Genomic DNA, 15,796 nt, shown 5'->3' with positions numbered 1-15,796 from the left:
TATAAATCCCGGGATTTGTAAGTCATTTGGCTGGTTTTTTGATACAAATGACGCAAATTTACCGGCAGCACATGCAAAAATTTATCATAGGGTTCATATTGCTGTTTTTTGGATTTTCCGGGATATCACTCGGACAAAGCTACGGAAGTGCACTTGGTCTTCGGCTTGCAAACAACAACCAACACCGCATGATAGGGCTCACGGCCAAGAAGCGCATTCAAAAAGGTCTTACAGCGGAGGGCATACTACAATCAGATTTAAATGTAAATACCAGCTTCCATGCCCTGATCCAAAAGCACCGACCTCTGCTTACCAAAAGACTGAATTATTACTATGGGGCCGGGTTGTCATTTGGGATCGGGGAAAACAGGGAAAAAATACCCGAACGCATGGAAATCATCCGTACCTATGGCAATACCCATGTCGGCGTTGACCTGATTGCCGGCCTGGAATTTACCGCCTTAGGTCTGAATTTTTCTGTAGATTACAAACCCAATGCAAACCTTATCGGCCGGCAGCCCTGGTACAGCGGTCAGGTGGGAATATCTGTACGTACTGTGCTGGTCAAGGGGAAACAGCAGAATAGAAAGAGAAGGAAAAGAGAAAGAGAAAAAAGAAGGGAAGCGGGCAGCACCCTGCTTCAAAAAATAACCAAACCCTTTAAACCCGGGGGGAAATAATATGGCCGGGCCGGTAAAACCGAAAAACGGAATACAAGCCTCGGGAGAATGCGGATCGACAACAACAATGTCTTTAAAAATATATTAAAAATGAGAAAATTGTTTATTCTATTGCTTGCTGTACTACTGCCAGGCCTGCAGCATGTTTGCGCCCAGAAACCTGTCAGAATCGCCGTGATAGGTCTTACACATTCGCACGTCAACTGGATTTTGGGCCGTGAGGATAGAGGAGATATTGAGATAGTAGGAATAGTTGAGCCAAATACCGATTTGGCCAAACGATACCTGGACAGGCATGGCCTGAGCATGGAACTGCTCTACCCGGATATGGAGAGCCTCTTTGATGAAGTGAGCCCTGAAGCCGTAACGGCTTTTGGCTCTATCTATGAGCACCTGGAGGTAGTAGAGGCCTGCGCCCCACGTGGTATCCACGTAATGGTAGAAAAACCGCTGGCGGTGAGCATGGACCATGCCAGAAAGATGGAAGCCCTGGCCGTAAAACACCAGATTCATTTGCTCACCAACTATGAAACGACCTGGTATGCCAGTAACCATGAGGTAAAAAGGCGGGTGACGGGTCAATCGCCCATTGGAGAATTGCGGAGGGTGGTGATCAATGACGGCCATGAAGGCCCCATGGAAATTGGGGTTAACCAGGAGTTTTTGGATTGGCTTACCGATCCGAAAATGAACGGAGGAGGAGCAGTGATAGATTTCGGTTGCTATGGTGCCAACCTCATGACCTGGTTGATGGATGGTCAGAAGCCTGTTTCCGTGACTGCAGAGCTTAAGCAAATCAAACCAGAAATCTATCCAAATGTGGATGATGAGGCTACCATACTGCTGGATTACCCCGAAACACAGGGGGTCATTCAGGCTTCGTGGAACTGGCCTTTTAGCAGGAAAGACATGGAAGTGTATGGGAAGTCGGGATATTACATCGCCAAAAACAACACCCGATTGATCAGCCGGGAGGCAGGAGAGAGCCAGGAAACTCCCGAACAGTTGAAGCAGAGGACTTATCCCTATGATGATCCTTTTTCCTATTTGGCAGCAGTGGTCAGAGCTGAGGTAGAGGTCAGCGCAAAAGACCTCTCATCACTTGAAAACAACATGATCGTGGTTGAGATCCTGGATGCAGCAAGGGAAAGTGCTAAAAAAGGAAAGCGTATATATTTGAAATAAGCTGAATATTACCCGGATCTGCCGGGCTGAAAATACCGCAGGCGATAGGCCTGGATGGCCATCCTCCCCAATTGCTGGCTCAATTTGTAATTGGCCACCGCTCCCACGCCGGCGCCGATAAGGGGAATCAACTGGGCCAGTTTTGCCAGGTCCATATAATCCCGGTATTCCAACTGGAAATTTCGCCAGTCGAAATCGTCCAGGTCGTCTGGCAGTGACCCGGCATATGCGTTCCAGTTTTCCAGGTTCACAATGATCTCATTTCTGGTTTTCTGACTGGAAAAAGTCAACTTGAAAATGTGCAATAGGAATACTCTTTCCTTAAAATCCCGGGTATCGTGCCCATAGGCAGCGGCTATCTCGAACAGCATTTTCATTTTGATGGCCAGGAAGGCGGGCAAATCCACAAATCCCATTAGTATACCACCTGCCCCGGTCACTGCTCCTTCTACCGAAGCAGTTCTGGAATAAATACGGATACTTTTTCGCGCTTTGTATTCCCGTAAGCTCAGCCTGTCTGCCAGGTAGGGTGATGGGGCAATATATTCATTACCGGTCAAAACGCCCTTGACCATTTTTTCAATTGCAAAAGTGATGGCCTTGTGTATCTTTTCCGGAATAAGGTTATTGATAGACCGCTGGGTGCCAGTGGTCATCCGGTTGATCAGAGATGGTTTCTGTTTTGATTTTTGCAGCCAGCTTTGCATGTCCCGGTAAGCCAGATTTTCATACAGCTTCTCAGGGTTGGATTCAATCTTTTCCATGACTTTACTAACGGTTTTGCCTGTAGGTTTGATTTAGCGGGTACTCCTGAGATCCGACTTACTATCTACTTTCCAAGGTACTTTTGGGAATGACCTTTGGGTATGCTCAGGCTATTCCAGGGACCATCGACCAGCATTTTGCCCAAGTAAATCAATTGTCCTACATGGGAGGCATAGTGTGCAAGTTGGGTATTTATTGCATGGAGCACAGTATAGGCCTTGCCACGGATATATACCGTCTTCTTCAGGTCAGCGGCCGACAGCGGCTCCAGGGTTTCAAAAAGCAATGTCCACCCCTTCTCCCATATATCCATCATTTCCGCTCTGCTGCCTATGTCATTTTCAAATTCCCCGTCCCGCTGGCGCCAGGGCTTTTCCCCATCGGAGTTCAGGAAATCGGTCCAGCGAGAATGCATGTTGCCCGAAAGGTGCTTGACAATGGTAGCCATGCTATTGCTATCCGCATTATACTGCCAAAAGAGGCTTTCGTCTGAAACTTGTGCCAGCGCGCCTTCTCCCAGACTTTTGTAGGTACGAAAAAGCTCCAGGCTACTTTCCAAATAGGATGAACTGTTCATGATTTCCTGATGTAATGAATGCAATGACCCATCAATTTACTCCATAATCTGAAATAAAAAAAGGCAACCGGTACAGTTGCCTACTACATATCGGTAGATATTTGATGTCAGAGTCCAAACTCCTTTTTGATAAGGTCTACATGGTCCAGTTTTTCCCAGGTAAACAGTTCAACATCAAGTTTTATGGATGCCTTGTCCGGTGAATAAAACGTTTTGGAAACCACCTGGCTTTCCCTGCCCATGTGTCCGTACGCGGCTGTCTCTTCGTAGATCGGATTCCTGAGCTTCAGACGCTTTTCGATGGCAAAAGGCCGGAGGTCAAATAATTTTTCGATTTTTTGAGCAATCTCTCCATCTGACAGATTTACTTTGGAAGTACCGTAGGTATGCACGTACAGCCCCATGGGCCTGGCCACGCCAATGGCATAGGATACCTGTACCAAAACCTCGTCTGCAAGTCCGGCAGCAACCATATTTTTGGCAATATGCCGGGTGGCGTAGGCTGCAGAACGGTCTACTTTGGAGGGGTCTTTGCCAGAAAAAGCACCACCACCGTGTGCTCCCTTCCCCCCGTAGGTGTCCACGATGATTTTTCTTCCGGTGAGTCCGGTATCTCCGTGTGGTCCTCCGATGACAAACTTCCCGGTAGGGTTGATGTGATAGATGATCTCGTCAGTAAAAAGTTTCTGAGTCGCCGGAGGTAGTTGTGCTTTTACCCTTGGAATAAGGATCTCAATGATATCCTTTTTGATCTTTCCGAGCATCTGAGCTTCTTCTGCAAAGTCATCATGCTGGGTAGAAATTACGATGGTATTGATTTTTTCCGGCACATTGTTATCGCTGTACTGGATCGTCACCTGTGCCTTGGAATCTGGCCTGAGGTATTTGATTTCATCATTTTCCCTCCTGAGCACTGCCAACTCCTTCAACAGCTTGTGCGAAAGATCTAATCCAAGCGGAATATAACTTTCTGTTTCGTTGATGGCATAGCCAAACATCATACCCTGATCGCCGGCACCCTGTTCTTCCGGCTCATTCCGGTCTACGCCCTGGTTGATGTCGGGAGATTGCTCGTGCAAGGCGGATAAAACACCGCAGGAACTGCCGTCAAACATGTACTCACTTCTGGTATAGCCTATCCTGTTGATGACATCCCGGGCAATTTTTTGTACATCCAGATAAGTGTTCGACTTTACCTCACCAGCCAGAATGACCTGGCCTGTAGTGACCATGGTTTCACAGGCTACCTTGGAATTGGGATCAAAAGCCAAAAAATGATCGATGATTGCATCTGATACCTGATCTGAAATTTTATCGGGGTGTCCTTCGGAAACCGATTCCGAAGTGAATAAATATGACATACAAAGCGGATTTAAAATTAATCCGTAAATCTACAGCTAATGCCTAAAATTAAAAACTATTTTTTGACATAGACCATACTTAATAGCTGTAACGCCTCTTGAAAACCATAGGTGCATATAAGGAAAGTCCAAAGGAGAGATACATCAACCCACTGAAAAACTGTACCCATTGAAAAACTGGGCCCATACCGTAGTCGCCAAGGCTTGGGAAGTAATAGGTGAGAATGAAAAATATGTACCCCTCTCCAAAAGAAAACAACACCAGGGTAGCTATCCAGAAATAGGGTATAGATAGCAGGTTGGTTTCTCTGAATTGGCTTTGCTTCAGGATATCCTTGAAAAAAATAAGACTGTAGAACAATACCAGTCCATGCCCGATCAGGTAGCTGTAGGACTGAATATTTGTAAAAATCGATTGAAAAAACAAGCTGATGATCAGGCCTGACCCTAAAAATGCTGCCATAGAGGGCAGAATTTTTTTCTGCAGCTCACAACTGTAAGGTAACTGGCTATAGAGCAGTAACATCACCGAAGGCCTCAGGTAGATATATAAAATATTGTACAAAAGGCAGTTTTCCATCCCCGCAGACCGGGTATAATTCCAGATCGTCTCGGTGAGCAGACCGGTAATCAGGATCAGCAAGACCAGTAAGTTAATACTTTTGTATTGATTTTGGCCATTTCCCGACAGGAGGTAAATTACGGCAAACAATGTACCCAGCAATAGGGCAATAAAATAAAAAGAGAGCACCATTGGTAGATTTTAAATTTCATGCAATTTAAAACAGGTCAAAAGTGAAGGCAATACCCCGTTCAGGGTATTTATTTTGCATTTAAACCAAAAAAAAGCCGGTTCCCATATAGAAACCGGCTTTTTGTATCTTTTCTCGGACCGATCAGGCCACCTTTTTCTTAGGTGCCGGGCTGGGCGTATCCGGATTATTTGCCAATTCCCGCTTCATCAGATCCACGACTACAGGAGTAGCAATGTAAATGGAAGAATAAGTACCTACCAATACCCCGATGAGCAGGGCAAAGGAAAAGCCTCTCAGCACTTCGCCGCCGAATATCAGCAACACCAATACCACGATCAGCGTGGTAGCAGAGGTAATAAGGGTCCTGCCCATGGTTTGGTTGATGGCATCGTTAAACATCTTCACGATCCTACCTGTACCCCGGTTTTCGATATTTTCCCTGATCCGGTCAAATACGATCACTGTATCGTTGATCGAATAACCGATCACTGTCAACATGGCTGCGATAAAGACCTGGTCGATTTCAAAGGTAGCGCCAAACGCACTGGCGATGGCAAAAGCGGCAACCACAAACATCGAATCGTGAATCAGTGCCACAATAGACGCGAGGGAGAATTGCCATTTTCTGAAACGCAACAGGATATACAAAAATATGGCTACCAGTGAAAAGAACATCGCTTCCAGGGAGGAGTTCTTGATATCATCCGCCACTGTGGCCCCGACCTTATTGGATCCGGTGATGGCAAATGCACCTTCTGTCATTTGCGTGGCATCATCAATAAAATTGAATCCTGTGACGCTCGCAATACCCTCTTTGATTTTGCTTTCCACCTCTCTGTTGGCTTCCTCATTGTCCTCATTGACCAGGTAGGAGGTGGTTACTTTCAGGATATTATTGGCACCATAAGTCTTTACTTCGACAGAGCCTTCAAATTCGTTGTCCAGACCCACTTTCAATTCAGATGCAGGTACCGGCTCATTGAACTCGACGATATAATACCTACCACCAGTAAAATCTACACCAAATTTCAGTCCGGAGGTAAGCGCCAATATCATACCTATTACAATAATGGAAGAGGAGATCAGATAGGCAACTTTTCTCTTGCTCAGAAAATCTATATTGAGATCAGATAGCAGGTTTCTGGTGAAGGGGGTAGCAAAGGCAATACTGCTTTTATCTCCCTTTTTGCTCATCCAGTGCACAATCACCCGGGTGATGAATACTGCAGAGAAAAAGGAAGAGGCAATACCTATCATCAGTACAATGGCAAAACCCTTGACAGGACCCTGGCCCAGTGAATACAATATGGCACCGGTAAGAAAAGTGGTCACATTGGAGTCCAGAATGGCGCTAAATGCCTTGTTGTAGCCGCTGCTGATGGCCTGCAGTATGCCTGCCCCATTGCGCAACTCTTCCTTAATCCTTTCGAAAATCAACACATTGGCATCGATCGACATACCAATGGTAAGGACAATACCTGCTATTCCAGGCAAAGTGAGTGCGGCCCCCAACTGTGCGAGGATACCCAGGATAAAAAAGATATTGAAGAGCAAAGCGGCAATGGCTACAAGACCACCTTTGGAATAATAAGCCACCATAAATAAAACGACCAAAACCAGTCCGGCGATCATGGAATTGATTCCCTGATTTCTCGCTTCTACTCCCAGGGTAGGCCCTACTATCGCTTCTTCCACGATATTGGTTGGTGCTGGCAAGGTTCCGGATTTAAGTATATTTGCCAGATCCTTGGCTTCTTCCATGGTAAAATTACCCGTGATTTCTGATTGCCCGGAAGGGATTTCGCCCTGAACGGTAGGTGCGGTATAGACGTAATCATCCAGTACCACGGCTATTCTGTTGCCAATATTTTCTGCCGTCAATCTTCTCCAGTTTCTCGCTCCTTCAGCATTCATCTGCATGCTGACAGCCGGCCTGGAAGTCTGGTCCAGAGACTGCCTGGCATCTGTGATGACATCACCCTCCAGTGGTGCCTGATCAGTTCCCCTTGGCGCTTTGATGGCATGCAGTTCCAGCAGCTCCATTCCCTCCTGTTCCTGAGGTTTGACGGACCACATGAAACGAATGTCTCTTGGCAACAAGGCCTGCACATCTTCTCTTTTGAATATTCGGTTGATGGCCATGGTATCCCTGACTTCATAAACCAACCCATAATTGGCTTTCAAAAGCGAGAAAAGTGGCGATACGCTGGTTCCGAGTGAATCTGTGTCTGCGCCTTCCTCCGCCAACTGTCTGGCGAGGTCACTCTCCAGGTCGGTAGTATCAGCAAGGGCGCCAGCATCCTCCTCTGCAGCATCGGCCTGCGATTGCTGGCTACCTGCCTCCTGTACCAGAAACGAATTGATTTGTTGCAGGGCATCTCCATACTGGTCAAATTCAGCCACTTCCCAGAATTGGAGCTTGGCTACCCCCTGTAGCAAGCCACGAACACGCTCGGCATTGTCTACACCGGGCAGTTCAATCTGAATCCTCCCGGTATTCTGGATCCGCTGAATATTAGGCTGGGAAGTACCAAACCGGTCTATACGGGTTCTCAAAATATTGAAAGAACGGTCGATGGCGTTTTCTATTTCGTTGTCCAGGATATTGAGAATATCCGAATCTGAAGATTCCAGAGAAATACGGCCCCTGTTGGCCGCAGTAGCAAATATGGTATTTAGTTGCCGGTCTCCGGCTTCCTCCTGCCAGGCCTGGTAAAAGATATTTACGAAAGGCTCATTCTGGGTTTTGGCCCTTTCACGGGCTATTTCTACCGCCTGATTAAACGCCTGATCTTTGCTGCCGCCAGCGAGACCCTTCACGATCTCTATGGGAGATACCTCAAGTGTCACATGCATGCCACCCTGCAAGTCCAGCCCCAATCCCAGTTCAGTGTTTTTGACCTCCTGGTAGGTAAAGGGAATTCCCAGAAAATTGTACACAGGTTCGCGCCAGACCGAGTCCAGATAAGTCTGCCTTTTGTCAAAGTCAATATTGCCAGATTCGTCGGTGGCATAGGTGGTGGCTTTCTCCTGAACACTATTGGATACCAGCGTAAAGGACAGATAGTACAGGCATAGTCCTGTGATGACCACCGTTAAAAAAACGATAATACCTTTATTCTTCATGATTATTGATTGATTGTTTTGTTATTAACTAAGGAGATAGCTGCGAATGTTTATCATCCAGAGCATTAGGAAAGGATAAGGACAATTTAATCAGGGAGCATTCACCGAAATGATCTGCTCAAAAAGTATTTCAAATAAATGGTTATGCGAAGGCACAAGACCCGAATAAAAGTTGACTTTCGGGTTTTCAGCACCTGCAATTTCGTATATAAAATGGTAGGCCTGATCCATTACGATCAAAACAAAAGGAACTACCGCATCGATGGCCGTGTGCACATAGGTTTTTTCTTCTCCCTGTGCAGGTTCATCCCCCTGATCCCCATTTACATTCAGTTCTATGTCTACTCCGGAAGGGCTGACATCAATTTCTAGCTGAGAAGAGGAAACAAAAACACAAAACAGCATCACCACCAGCAGGGTCAGCCTTTCGCGAATCAGTCTGTTATGTCTCCAGTATCTCTGCATGAAGCGCAAATATAGAAAAGATTTTTTAAAATGACAGGCTAATGCTGTTTTTTTTGACGATATAAAGCACTTGTCAGTCAGACAATTAGCACATAAAAATCTTTGCGGGAATTATCTACCTTCTCTATCTATATCTAGAGATTTTATCCTACAAATGCTGCTGACTTTTAATTTTTTCCTTCAAAAAAACCTGGATTACTTCCAATGCGCGCTCAAATCCCTGGTTGTTGGGTACGATCAAATCTGCATCATGTTTGAAGGGAGCGATGTATTTTTCGTAAGTAGGCATCACGTGCTGCTCATATCGGTACAATACATCATCCAGATCGCTCCCGCGTTCCATCTTATCTCGTACAATTCTGCGTCTCAATTTGATATGGTCTTTGGCATCGATATATACTTTAAGGTCCAGCAGGTCGGCTAGTTCGGGGTAGTACAACACAAAAATACCCTCCACGACGACTACAGGGGCCGGATTAAAAGTAAGCATTCGGCCTTGCTTATTGGGATTGTTGAAGGTGTATTCCTGCCGGGTGATGCTTTTCCCCGCCTGGATATGCCGGATATCTGCAGCATATTGCTCAAAGTCTATAGAATTCGGGCTGTCAAAGTTGTGTATTCCCCGCTCGTCCAGTGGTTGCAGGTCTCTGGGTTTGTAATAGTTGTCCTGTGAGATCAAACAGACCTCCTCCGGCGCTAAAGCGCCCAATAGCTTGTCCAGAAAATGGGTTTTTCCGGAAGCGCTTCCTCCTGTAATTCCTATGATGAATGGTTTTCCCATGGGTACCAGTTAATATTTTTTAATCCTCTACTTTCGCTGAGGAAGCACCAAATGAGCGAAGAAATCCGGCCAGTTGCTTTACCGCCTTGCCCCGGTGGCTGATGGCATTTTTTTCCTGCATGCTCAGTTGTGCAAATGTTTTCTCGTAACCATCCGGCTGAAACACCGGATCATATCCAAATCCCTCAGTACCAAAACGTTTCTGAATGATCTTTCCTTCGGCTTTACCTTCAAACGAATACACCTTTTCACCAATAATAAGCGCGATTATCGTCCGGAAGGCAGCTTTCCGGTTTTCCTTTTCGCTCATCTTTTCCAGCAAGAGAGCAACGTTCCTTTCATCACTTCTGGGCTCACCGGCAAATCTGCCAGAGTAAACGCCCGGCGCTCCCTGAAGCGCAGCAACTTCCAGTCCCGTGTCATCGGCAAAACAGTCTACGCCATAGTGGTCTTTGACATAGCGTGCCTTCTGCAAGGCGTTGGCTTCCAGCGTATCGCCCGTCTCCGGCAATTCTTCATGGCAGCCGATATCGCTAAGGGAGAGGATGTCAAAATGATCCCCCAATGCCGCTCTGATTTCGTCCAGTTTTTTGGGATTATTTGAGGCAAAACAAATTTTCATGTATGATTTGATCTTAAATGGCCAGATGACTTGTCCCGGATTGATCGGGAGTATCTTTGTCGAATAAAATCATCATTCAACAAATAGAATGAAGATGATTTCAAACGTGTCGGTTTCACGGGGTGAAATTAATCGAGCTTTCTGTAAAATCCATTGATCGGCTGACTTTTATGCTTGGCGGGATAGGAGAAAGACCCTACGCCCCAACAGCATGCAGGAAAACCCGGCCTTTGTTTCAATAGATCTGGTATATATGTATTCTCATGTGGGGACCAGTGAAACCATCATTTCCAGGTATTTTTGGTCGGTTGCATCAAAACCCGCCAGTTTATCGGAATCTATATCCAGTACTCCGACTACGGTATCTGCTTTCCGGATCGGGACTACGATCTCCGAACGGCTATCGGCACTGCAGGCGATGTGACCCGGAAAAGCGTCTACATCCGGAATCAACTGGGTCTGCCCGGTCTCCCAGGCTTTACCGCATACGCCCATACCAAAGGCGATACGGGTACAGGCCAGTGGCCCCTGAAAAGGTCCCAGGACCAACTGCCCCTCTTTTACCAGGTAAAACCCCACCCAGAAAAAGCCAAAAACATCCTTCAATACTGCTGCAATATTTGCCAGGTTGGCAATCAAATCGGTTTCCGCATGTACCAGGGCTTCTAATTGCGGCAGCAAAGCCTCGTATTTCCCGGCCTTGTCGGCCCCTGCAGGGATCATAATGTGCTCAGTCATGTTGGTAGTAGGTTTCTAAAATATCAGTGTCTATGACCATTCGGCCTTGCGGAATGACAGGCATCCTGGGTGCAGGAATGCCCAGCCCAAAAGAACCAGTTCCGGTAAAAACCCGTGCCTCGTCCCACAATCCCTGCCGAATGAAACTTTCCAATAAGGCCGCTCCGCCTTCTACAAGCAGGCTCTGTACCCCTTTTTGCTGCAAATCCGCCAAAAGGCTTTTGAGATGAAAGGAATCATCTACTTTGATCCATTGGGTCTTACCAGTAATGCCGTCACGCTTATGGTTATAAACCAGCGTCTGCTGACTGCCATCAAAAAGATTCAGCCCTGGAGAAAGTCGCAGGTGTCTGTCTACGACCACCCGAATGGGATCTTTCCCGTACCAGTCACGGGCATTTAGCTGCGGATTGTCATGGTGTGCAGTATGGGTGCCCACCATGATGGCATCTTCTTCAGTTCGCCAGCGATGTACAAGCTGCCTGCTTAGCACAGAGCTGATCCATTTGCTATCAAAATTGGTCCTGGCGATAAAACCGTCAGTAGTTTGTGCCCATTTCAAGAGGATATAGGGTCGGTTCTTTTCGATACGGGTAAAAAACCTCCTGTTTTGCCACCTTATTTTATCTTCCAGCACGCCTGTAGTGACTTCAATACCGGATTTTCGGATCCGGGAAAGCCCCTTGCCAGCCACCAGGGGATTGGAATCCATCGCACCAATAACCACCCTTTTTAATTGATGCTTCACGATCAGGTCCGCACAGGGAGGTGTTTTTCCCTGGTGCGCACAAGGCTCTAACGTGACGTATAGCGTCGCTTCCTGAAGGAGTCGCTGATCTTTGACGGATTTGATCGCGTTGGGTTCCGCATGGGCCTCTCCATACCGCTCGTGATAACCCTCCCCTATAATGGTATTGTTGTGGACGATCACACAGCCCACCATGGGGTTGGGACTTACCCAGGCAGCTCCAAGGGAGGCAAGATCAATGGCCCGCTGCATAAAAGCCTCATCGCCGGGAAGGTCTGATGAAAAGGGAAGGACTCGGGGATTCATCAGGGCAATTGGGGTCTGAGGTTGATGGAAGGCAGCGTCAGCAGCGTATCTCCGCTCACGGCAACGTCAAAAGCAGTATCCAGATAACCGGCAGGAGCCTCGATGAAAACCTGGTAGGTATTTGGTGTGATACCCTGAAGATAAAACCCACCGTTGCCGGCCGTAAGGGTACTTAGCGTATCGGTAGTGCTGCGCACATACACGTGGGGAGCAACGTTTCCGGGTAAAATCCGGCCCCGGATAGTGGCAGCTCCGGCTGGATCAAATGCCCGAAGTTTGGGATCCAGCAGAAAGCTGCCATTGGCAGCGGGTACGATAGAACCTGCCAGGTCCATATCAAGAAAAATATCATAGGAAAAACCGGGTAGGGCATCTACCGCAATATCCATTTCCAGCTTGTCTGCCAGGTCCAAATCCGCAGCCAGATCTATCCGGATACCATCCTGAATCAGGTACATTTCTCTTCCCAGCAATAGCCGGATTTTTGATACCAACCCGGACTGGATCTCCGTTCTCCCCAACAACAATCGTTCGTCATTCACGAGGTCGCTGATCTTTACCGTATTGCTGGCCGCACGGTACGGAATTCGTATCCAATTGGCATTTTCAGTACTTCCCCTGCTTCCGGCAGGCAAAATTTCCACTCCAAGAACTTCTATCCATACTTCGTCAAAATCGCCAGGGGCATCTACCAATAAAATATTGACAAGGGAGCGATTTTCTGAGGTGACATCGTCACAACTCATAAACAGCCCCGAAAGCATCGCCATCCATAACGCCAAAAATGTTTTGCTCATCAGCTCGACTTCTATTTAGTTACTGACCTCTCTTAAATTATACCCAGCTCTTTTATCCGTAAAAGCAACATAGCTGTTGGCTTAATGATTATAATCAATCTGTATCAAATCCCGGATATATAACGGTTCACAGGTATTGACTTTTTCAATCTGTCGAATCCGGGGTTAGGTTCTTAATTTCCGACCGGCCCCATATTCCGCAATTAATCCTGCCATATTCTACTGTCTTCAGTGATATTCCAACGCCTTTCGCCGGGTATGGCAGACGGAGCGGAAATCTTGAACCTGGTCTCGCCCACCTCAAATTTCACCTCTGTTAAACTACTGACAATATCGAGTTCATCAGGATGCTTACTGTAATGTCCGGAGTTAGCAAATAGTTTCCGCTGCGCCTCATAATATTTTCTCAACTCATTTTTAATTTTTTCATCCGGATGAATTTGAAATGATGCGGTCCCTTCACCTACAATGATATCTGAAAACTGCACATAACCCCAGCGTTCCGGAATATGCATGTTGACCTGGCCCATGGCAGACCAGACCCAATTGTCTTCAGGGTAGGCCTTTCCGGTATCCGGATTAATTTTTTTTGCATAGCCGTTTTCGGTCGCTTCAATCCGCCATTGTACGCGCGAAAAATTGATCTTCCAGTGTTCGCCTGGTTCCGGGGCCCTGAAATTTGGCCCGGACTGCGAAAGGCTTTTCCAGGGAATGGCCGTTTCCAGTATCCAGTACTCATCGGTATCTGAAGGCTCGTTTAAAGTGCCCTCCAGGTGCACGGCATATTGAAATTCATTGATGTTCCATCCGTTGATGGGTTTGCCACCGTTTTTATAGGGCCGTGTCATCAGCAGGTCCCAGAGGGTTCCCAGGGCGTTGATCTCAACTTCATAGTAGTGGTGGGTATCCCCATCCGGGTCAATAAATATTTCTATGTCATTTTCCTGAAATATGACCGATTCCCTTTCGGTATAGGTCGCCCAAAGATGATTTTCCTCCAGGCGAATAGCAATATACAGGTGGTTTTGGTCCCAGAGCAATTTCATCCGGGTAAGCTGTGCAGGTGCGGGAAAATCTCCTCCCCTAATGTCTTGAAAAGGCTCGGACCAGGGTGCCTTTTTCCAGGCGGATTCTTCCAGCAGCCCGTCTATAGTTAGTTTCTCCTGCAACTGATAGGCCAGATAACTTCTGGGACCAGGAATATCCTGTGCCAGTAGCGGCAGATTGATGAGCACCACAAGCAGCCCTAAAGAAATATTTCTATGCATTGTTCCTCAATGGTGAAAAAACAAATATAGGGCAAGATAGGGAATGATCTTTTTAATTCCGGTGGTTTTCTGCTGAATCGGCCAAAATCATGGGGCAGCGATCAATCACCTGTTTACCCTTGTTTTTTTCCTCTGGCATCGGTCCGGGATTGCGTTTCGCCATGCCCTCCCTTTCAGCAGGAATAACCAGCGCATCTTATCATCAGCCGGCTGTATATCCACGTTGTCCTACCTGGTTCCAACAGGCAGGCTGGATTCTATCAAACATTCCGGCCTGTTTAAACCTGATTTTATCCGTTAATCTTGTCGATCAGGGGCCTGCCTGATTTTATCCTTGGTTTCGCTGATAAAATTTAGTAAATATGTTCGTTGTTAAAGATTGTAAATCTGGAATTTCAGAACTTTAGCAAAGGTAAAAATTGGAGGAGAATTGATAATGAACAGAGAAAATTTGAGTAAAATCAGTGCAGTATTTTTTTTGCTATTGGGAGGAATTTTTTTTTCCTGCAATCAGGAAAATCAATCAAATGAAAATTCTGCCAAAATCAAAGAATTTCCGGTCATCAAAGTCGTAGCAAAAGACACTATCCTGCACCGGGATTATGTGGCAGACATCAGGGCCATACAAAACGTAGAATTAAGGGCTCGCGTGGAGGGTTTTCTGGAAAAGGTCTACGTAGATGAAGGTAAGGAAGTCAAAAAGGGGCAGCTGCTATTCAAGACCAACGATCAGGAATACAAGGCTGATCTGGCCAAAGCCAGAGCCAATCTGGAAAGCGCCAAGGCAGAAGCCAAGGTAATGGAGTTTGAAGTGGAGCGGTTAAAGATCATGGTGGACAACAATGTGATCTCTGAATCCGAACTGAACCTCACCCGCGCAAAATATGATGCAGTGATGGCCAAAATAGAAGAAGCCAAATCTGCTGAGGCGAATGCGGCAGTGCAGCTTTCCTATACTGAAATCCGCGCGCCCTTTGATGGTACCACCGATCGGATACCGCTTCGAACGGGAAGCCTGATCGATCCGGGTAGCCTGCTCACCACCGTGTCCGATGTCAGTTCGGTCCATGTTTATTTCAATGTGTCAGAGCGTGAGTATCTCGAGTACATAAAATCCAAGGACGAGACTGCAGAAAACAATGTTGTGGATCTGGTGCTGGCGGACGGTTCTCCCTACCCCTTTAAGGGAATGATAGAAACCATGGAAGGGGAGTTTAATGCCAATACGGGCTCTATTGCTTTCCGGGCAAAATTTCCCAACCCCAATAAGATCCTGAAACACGGATCTACCGGTAAAATCATCCTGACCAACCGGATCAGAAATGCCATCATTATCCCTCAGAAGGCAGTGTTTGAAATACAGGACAGAAGCTTCGTGTATGTGGTCGGAGAGGACAATCAGGTGGAAATGCGAAGTTTTGTGCCCCGCGCCAGATTTTCTCATTACTATATCGTAGACTCTGGACTAGAAGCCGGAGAGAGCCTGGTGTTTGAAGGCATCCAAAACATCAAAAATGGCATGACGATTCAGCCCAAAGTTGTAGCCAGCGAGGATGAAGCAGATCCCGGTTTGGAGCAAGACGATGCCGTAGCAGAAGCAGTACAAATCCCCTAAGCCAGTA

The 15,796-nt window shown here is 46.8% G+C and carries 15 protein-coding genes; 3 read left to right on the top strand and 12 right to left on the bottom strand.

The features are described from left to right. Nucleotides 1–71 precede the first annotated feature (71 nt). Nucleotides 72–680, top strand: coding sequence for a hypothetical protein (locus tag BUB19_RS00740; RefSeq protein WP_073091405.1), 609 nt, complete (start codon nucleotides 72–74; stop codon nucleotides 678–680). Nucleotides 681–770: 90 nt separating this feature from the next. Then, on the top strand, nucleotides 771–1,865 hold the full coding sequence (locus BUB19_RS00735; RefSeq protein WP_073090209.1) for a Gfo/Idh/MocA family protein: 1,095 nt from the start codon (nucleotides 771–773) through the stop codon (nucleotides 1,863–1,865). 8 nt (nucleotides 1,866–1,873) lie between these two features. On the opposite strand, the gene BUB19_RS00730 is transcribed toward BUB19_RS00735, so the two are convergent. The 12 genes from BUB19_RS00730 to BUB19_RS00675 form a co-directional block, all read right to left on the bottom strand. Continuing rightward, nucleotides 1,874–2,629, bottom strand: a complete 756-nt coding sequence (locus BUB19_RS00730; protein ID WP_073090206.1) for an EcsC family protein — start codon at nucleotides 2,627–2,629, stop codon at nucleotides 1,874–1,876. Nucleotides 2,630–2,694: 65 nt separating this feature from the next. Then, nucleotides 2,695–3,207 carry a DUF1572 family protein gene (locus tag BUB19_RS00725; protein WP_073090201.1) on the bottom strand — a complete coding sequence of 171 codons (513 nt, stop codon included), beginning with the start codon at nucleotides 3,205–3,207 and terminating at the stop codon, nucleotides 2,695–2,697. 107 nt (nucleotides 3,208–3,314) lie between these two features. Beyond that, nucleotides 3,315–4,568 carry a methionine adenosyltransferase gene (gene metK / locus BUB19_RS00720; protein ID WP_073090199.1) on the bottom strand — a complete coding sequence of 418 codons (1,254 nt, stop codon included), beginning with the start codon at nucleotides 4,566–4,568 and terminating at the stop codon, nucleotides 3,315–3,317. Nucleotides 4,569–4,647: 79 nt separating this feature from the next. Then, nucleotides 4,648–5,322, bottom strand: a complete 675-nt coding sequence (locus BUB19_RS00715; protein ID WP_073090194.1) for a hypothetical protein — start codon at nucleotides 5,320–5,322, stop codon at nucleotides 4,648–4,650. 142 nt (nucleotides 5,323–5,464) lie between these two features. Next, the gene (gene secDF / locus BUB19_RS00710; RefSeq protein ID WP_073090189.1) at nucleotides 5,465–8,449 is read right to left on the bottom strand and encodes a protein translocase subunit SecDF; all 2,985 of its coding nucleotides are present in this window, start codon (nucleotides 8,447–8,449) and stop codon (nucleotides 5,465–5,467) included. Between the two features lie 90 nt (nucleotides 8,450–8,539). Continuing rightward, nucleotides 8,540–8,914 (bottom strand): hypothetical protein, encoded by a 375-nt coding sequence (locus BUB19_RS00705; protein WP_073090184.1) that lies wholly within the window; start codon nucleotides 8,912–8,914, stop codon nucleotides 8,540–8,542. A gap of 148 nt (nucleotides 8,915–9,062) precedes the next feature. Next, a complete protein-coding gene (gene udk, locus BUB19_RS00700) occupies nucleotides 9,063–9,695 on the bottom strand; it encodes a uridine kinase (protein WP_073090181.1) in 633 nt (210 codons plus the stop codon). Nucleotides 9,696–9,714: 19 nt separating this feature from the next. Beyond that, the gene (locus BUB19_RS00695; RefSeq protein ID WP_073090178.1) at nucleotides 9,715–10,317 is read right to left on the bottom strand and encodes a non-canonical purine NTP diphosphatase; all 603 of its coding nucleotides are present in this window, start codon (nucleotides 10,315–10,317) and stop codon (nucleotides 9,715–9,717) included. Between the two features lie 261 nt (nucleotides 10,318–10,578). Further along, a complete protein-coding gene (locus BUB19_RS00690) occupies nucleotides 10,579–11,055 on the bottom strand; it encodes a GAF domain-containing protein (protein ID WP_073090175.1) in 477 nt (158 codons plus the stop codon). After that, entirely contained in the window at nucleotides 11,048–12,109 is a 1,062-nt protein-coding gene (gene ribD, locus BUB19_RS00685) for a bifunctional diaminohydroxyphosphoribosylaminopyrimidine deaminase/5-amino-6-(5-phosphoribosylamino)uracil reductase RibD (RefSeq protein WP_245802747.1), read from the bottom strand. Before ribD ends, BUB19_RS00690 begins: the two co-directional genes overlap by 8 nt. Continuing rightward, nucleotides 12,109–12,906 carry a DUF4382 domain-containing protein gene (locus BUB19_RS00680; protein WP_073090172.1) on the bottom strand — a complete coding sequence of 266 codons (798 nt, stop codon included), beginning with the start codon at nucleotides 12,904–12,906 and terminating at the stop codon, nucleotides 12,109–12,111. The genes ribD and BUB19_RS00680 overlap by 1 nt, the downstream gene beginning before the upstream one ends. Nucleotides 12,907–13,109: 203 nt before the next feature. Continuing rightward, entirely contained in the window at nucleotides 13,110–14,174 is a 1,065-nt protein-coding gene (locus tag BUB19_RS00675) for a carbohydrate-binding family 9-like protein (RefSeq protein WP_073090155.1), read from the bottom strand. Between the two features lie 436 nt (nucleotides 14,175–14,610). Between BUB19_RS00675 and BUB19_RS00670 the strand changes: the two genes are divergently transcribed. Beyond that, nucleotides 14,611–15,789 carry an efflux RND transporter periplasmic adaptor subunit gene (locus BUB19_RS00670; protein ID WP_073090152.1) on the top strand — a complete coding sequence of 393 codons (1,179 nt, stop codon included), beginning with the start codon at nucleotides 14,611–14,613 and terminating at the stop codon, nucleotides 15,787–15,789. The last annotated feature ends 7 nt before the right edge of the window (nucleotides 15,790–15,796 follow it).

This window comes from Cyclobacterium lianum (assembly GCF_900143075.1).
GTDB classification, from domain to species: Bacteria; Bacteroidota; Bacteroidia; order Cytophagales; family Cyclobacteriaceae; genus Cyclobacterium; species Cyclobacterium lianum.
This window is presented reverse-complemented; position numbering and strand designations above follow the sequence as displayed.

What these genes read in the sequence shown, in the direction of transcription:
- BUB19_RS00740 (WP_073091405.1), top strand. Translation starts at nt 72, where the DNA reads ATGCAAAAATTTATCATAGGGTTCATATTGCTGTTTTTTGGATTTTCC.
- BUB19_RS00735 (WP_073090209.1), top strand. Translation starts at nt 771, where the DNA reads ATGAGAAAATTGTTTATTCTATTGCTTGCTGTACTACTGCCAGGCCTG.
- BUB19_RS00730 (WP_073090206.1), bottom strand. Translation starts at nt 2,629, where the DNA reads ATGGAAAAGATTGAATCCAACCCTGAGAAGCTGTATGAAAATCTGGCT.
- BUB19_RS00725 (WP_073090201.1), bottom strand. Translation starts at nt 3,207, where the DNA reads ATGAACAGTTCATCCTATTTGGAAAGTAGCCTGGAGCTTTTTCGTACC.
- metK (WP_073090199.1), bottom strand. Translation starts at nt 4,568, where the DNA reads ATGTCATATTTATTCACTTCGGAATCGGTTTCCGAAGGACACCCCGAT.
- BUB19_RS00715 (WP_073090194.1), bottom strand. Translation starts at nt 5,322, where the DNA reads ATGGTGCTCTCTTTTTATTTTATTGCCCTATTGCTGGGTACATTGTTT.
- secDF (WP_073090189.1), bottom strand. Translation starts at nt 8,449, where the DNA reads ATGAAGAATAAAGGTATTATCGTTTTTTTAACGGTGGTCATCACAGGA.
- BUB19_RS00705 (WP_073090184.1), bottom strand. Translation starts at nt 8,914, where the DNA reads ATGCAGAGATACTGGAGACATAACAGACTGATTCGCGAAAGGCTGACC.
- udk (WP_073090181.1), bottom strand. Translation starts at nt 9,695, where the DNA reads ATGGGAAAACCATTCATCATAGGAATTACAGGAGGAAGCGCTTCCGGA.
- BUB19_RS00695 (WP_073090178.1), bottom strand. Translation starts at nt 10,317, where the DNA reads ATGAAAATTTGTTTTGCCTCAAATAATCCCAAAAAACTGGACGAAATC.
- BUB19_RS00690 (WP_073090175.1), bottom strand. Translation starts at nt 11,055, where the DNA reads ATGACTGAGCACATTATGATCCCTGCAGGGGCCGACAAGGCCGGGAAA.
- ribD (WP_245802747.1), bottom strand. Translation starts at nt 12,109, where the DNA reads ATGAATCCCCGAGTCCTTCCCTTTTCATCAGACCTTCCCGGCGATGAG.
- BUB19_RS00680 (WP_073090172.1), bottom strand. Translation starts at nt 12,906, where the DNA reads ATGAGCAAAACATTTTTGGCGTTATGGATGGCGATGCTTTCGGGGCTG.
- BUB19_RS00675 (WP_073090155.1), bottom strand. Translation starts at nt 14,174, where the DNA reads ATGCATAGAAATATTTCTTTAGGGCTGCTTGTGGTGCTCATCAATCTG.
- BUB19_RS00670 (WP_073090152.1), top strand. Translation starts at nt 14,611, where the DNA reads ATGAACAGAGAAAATTTGAGTAAAATCAGTGCAGTATTTTTTTTGCTA.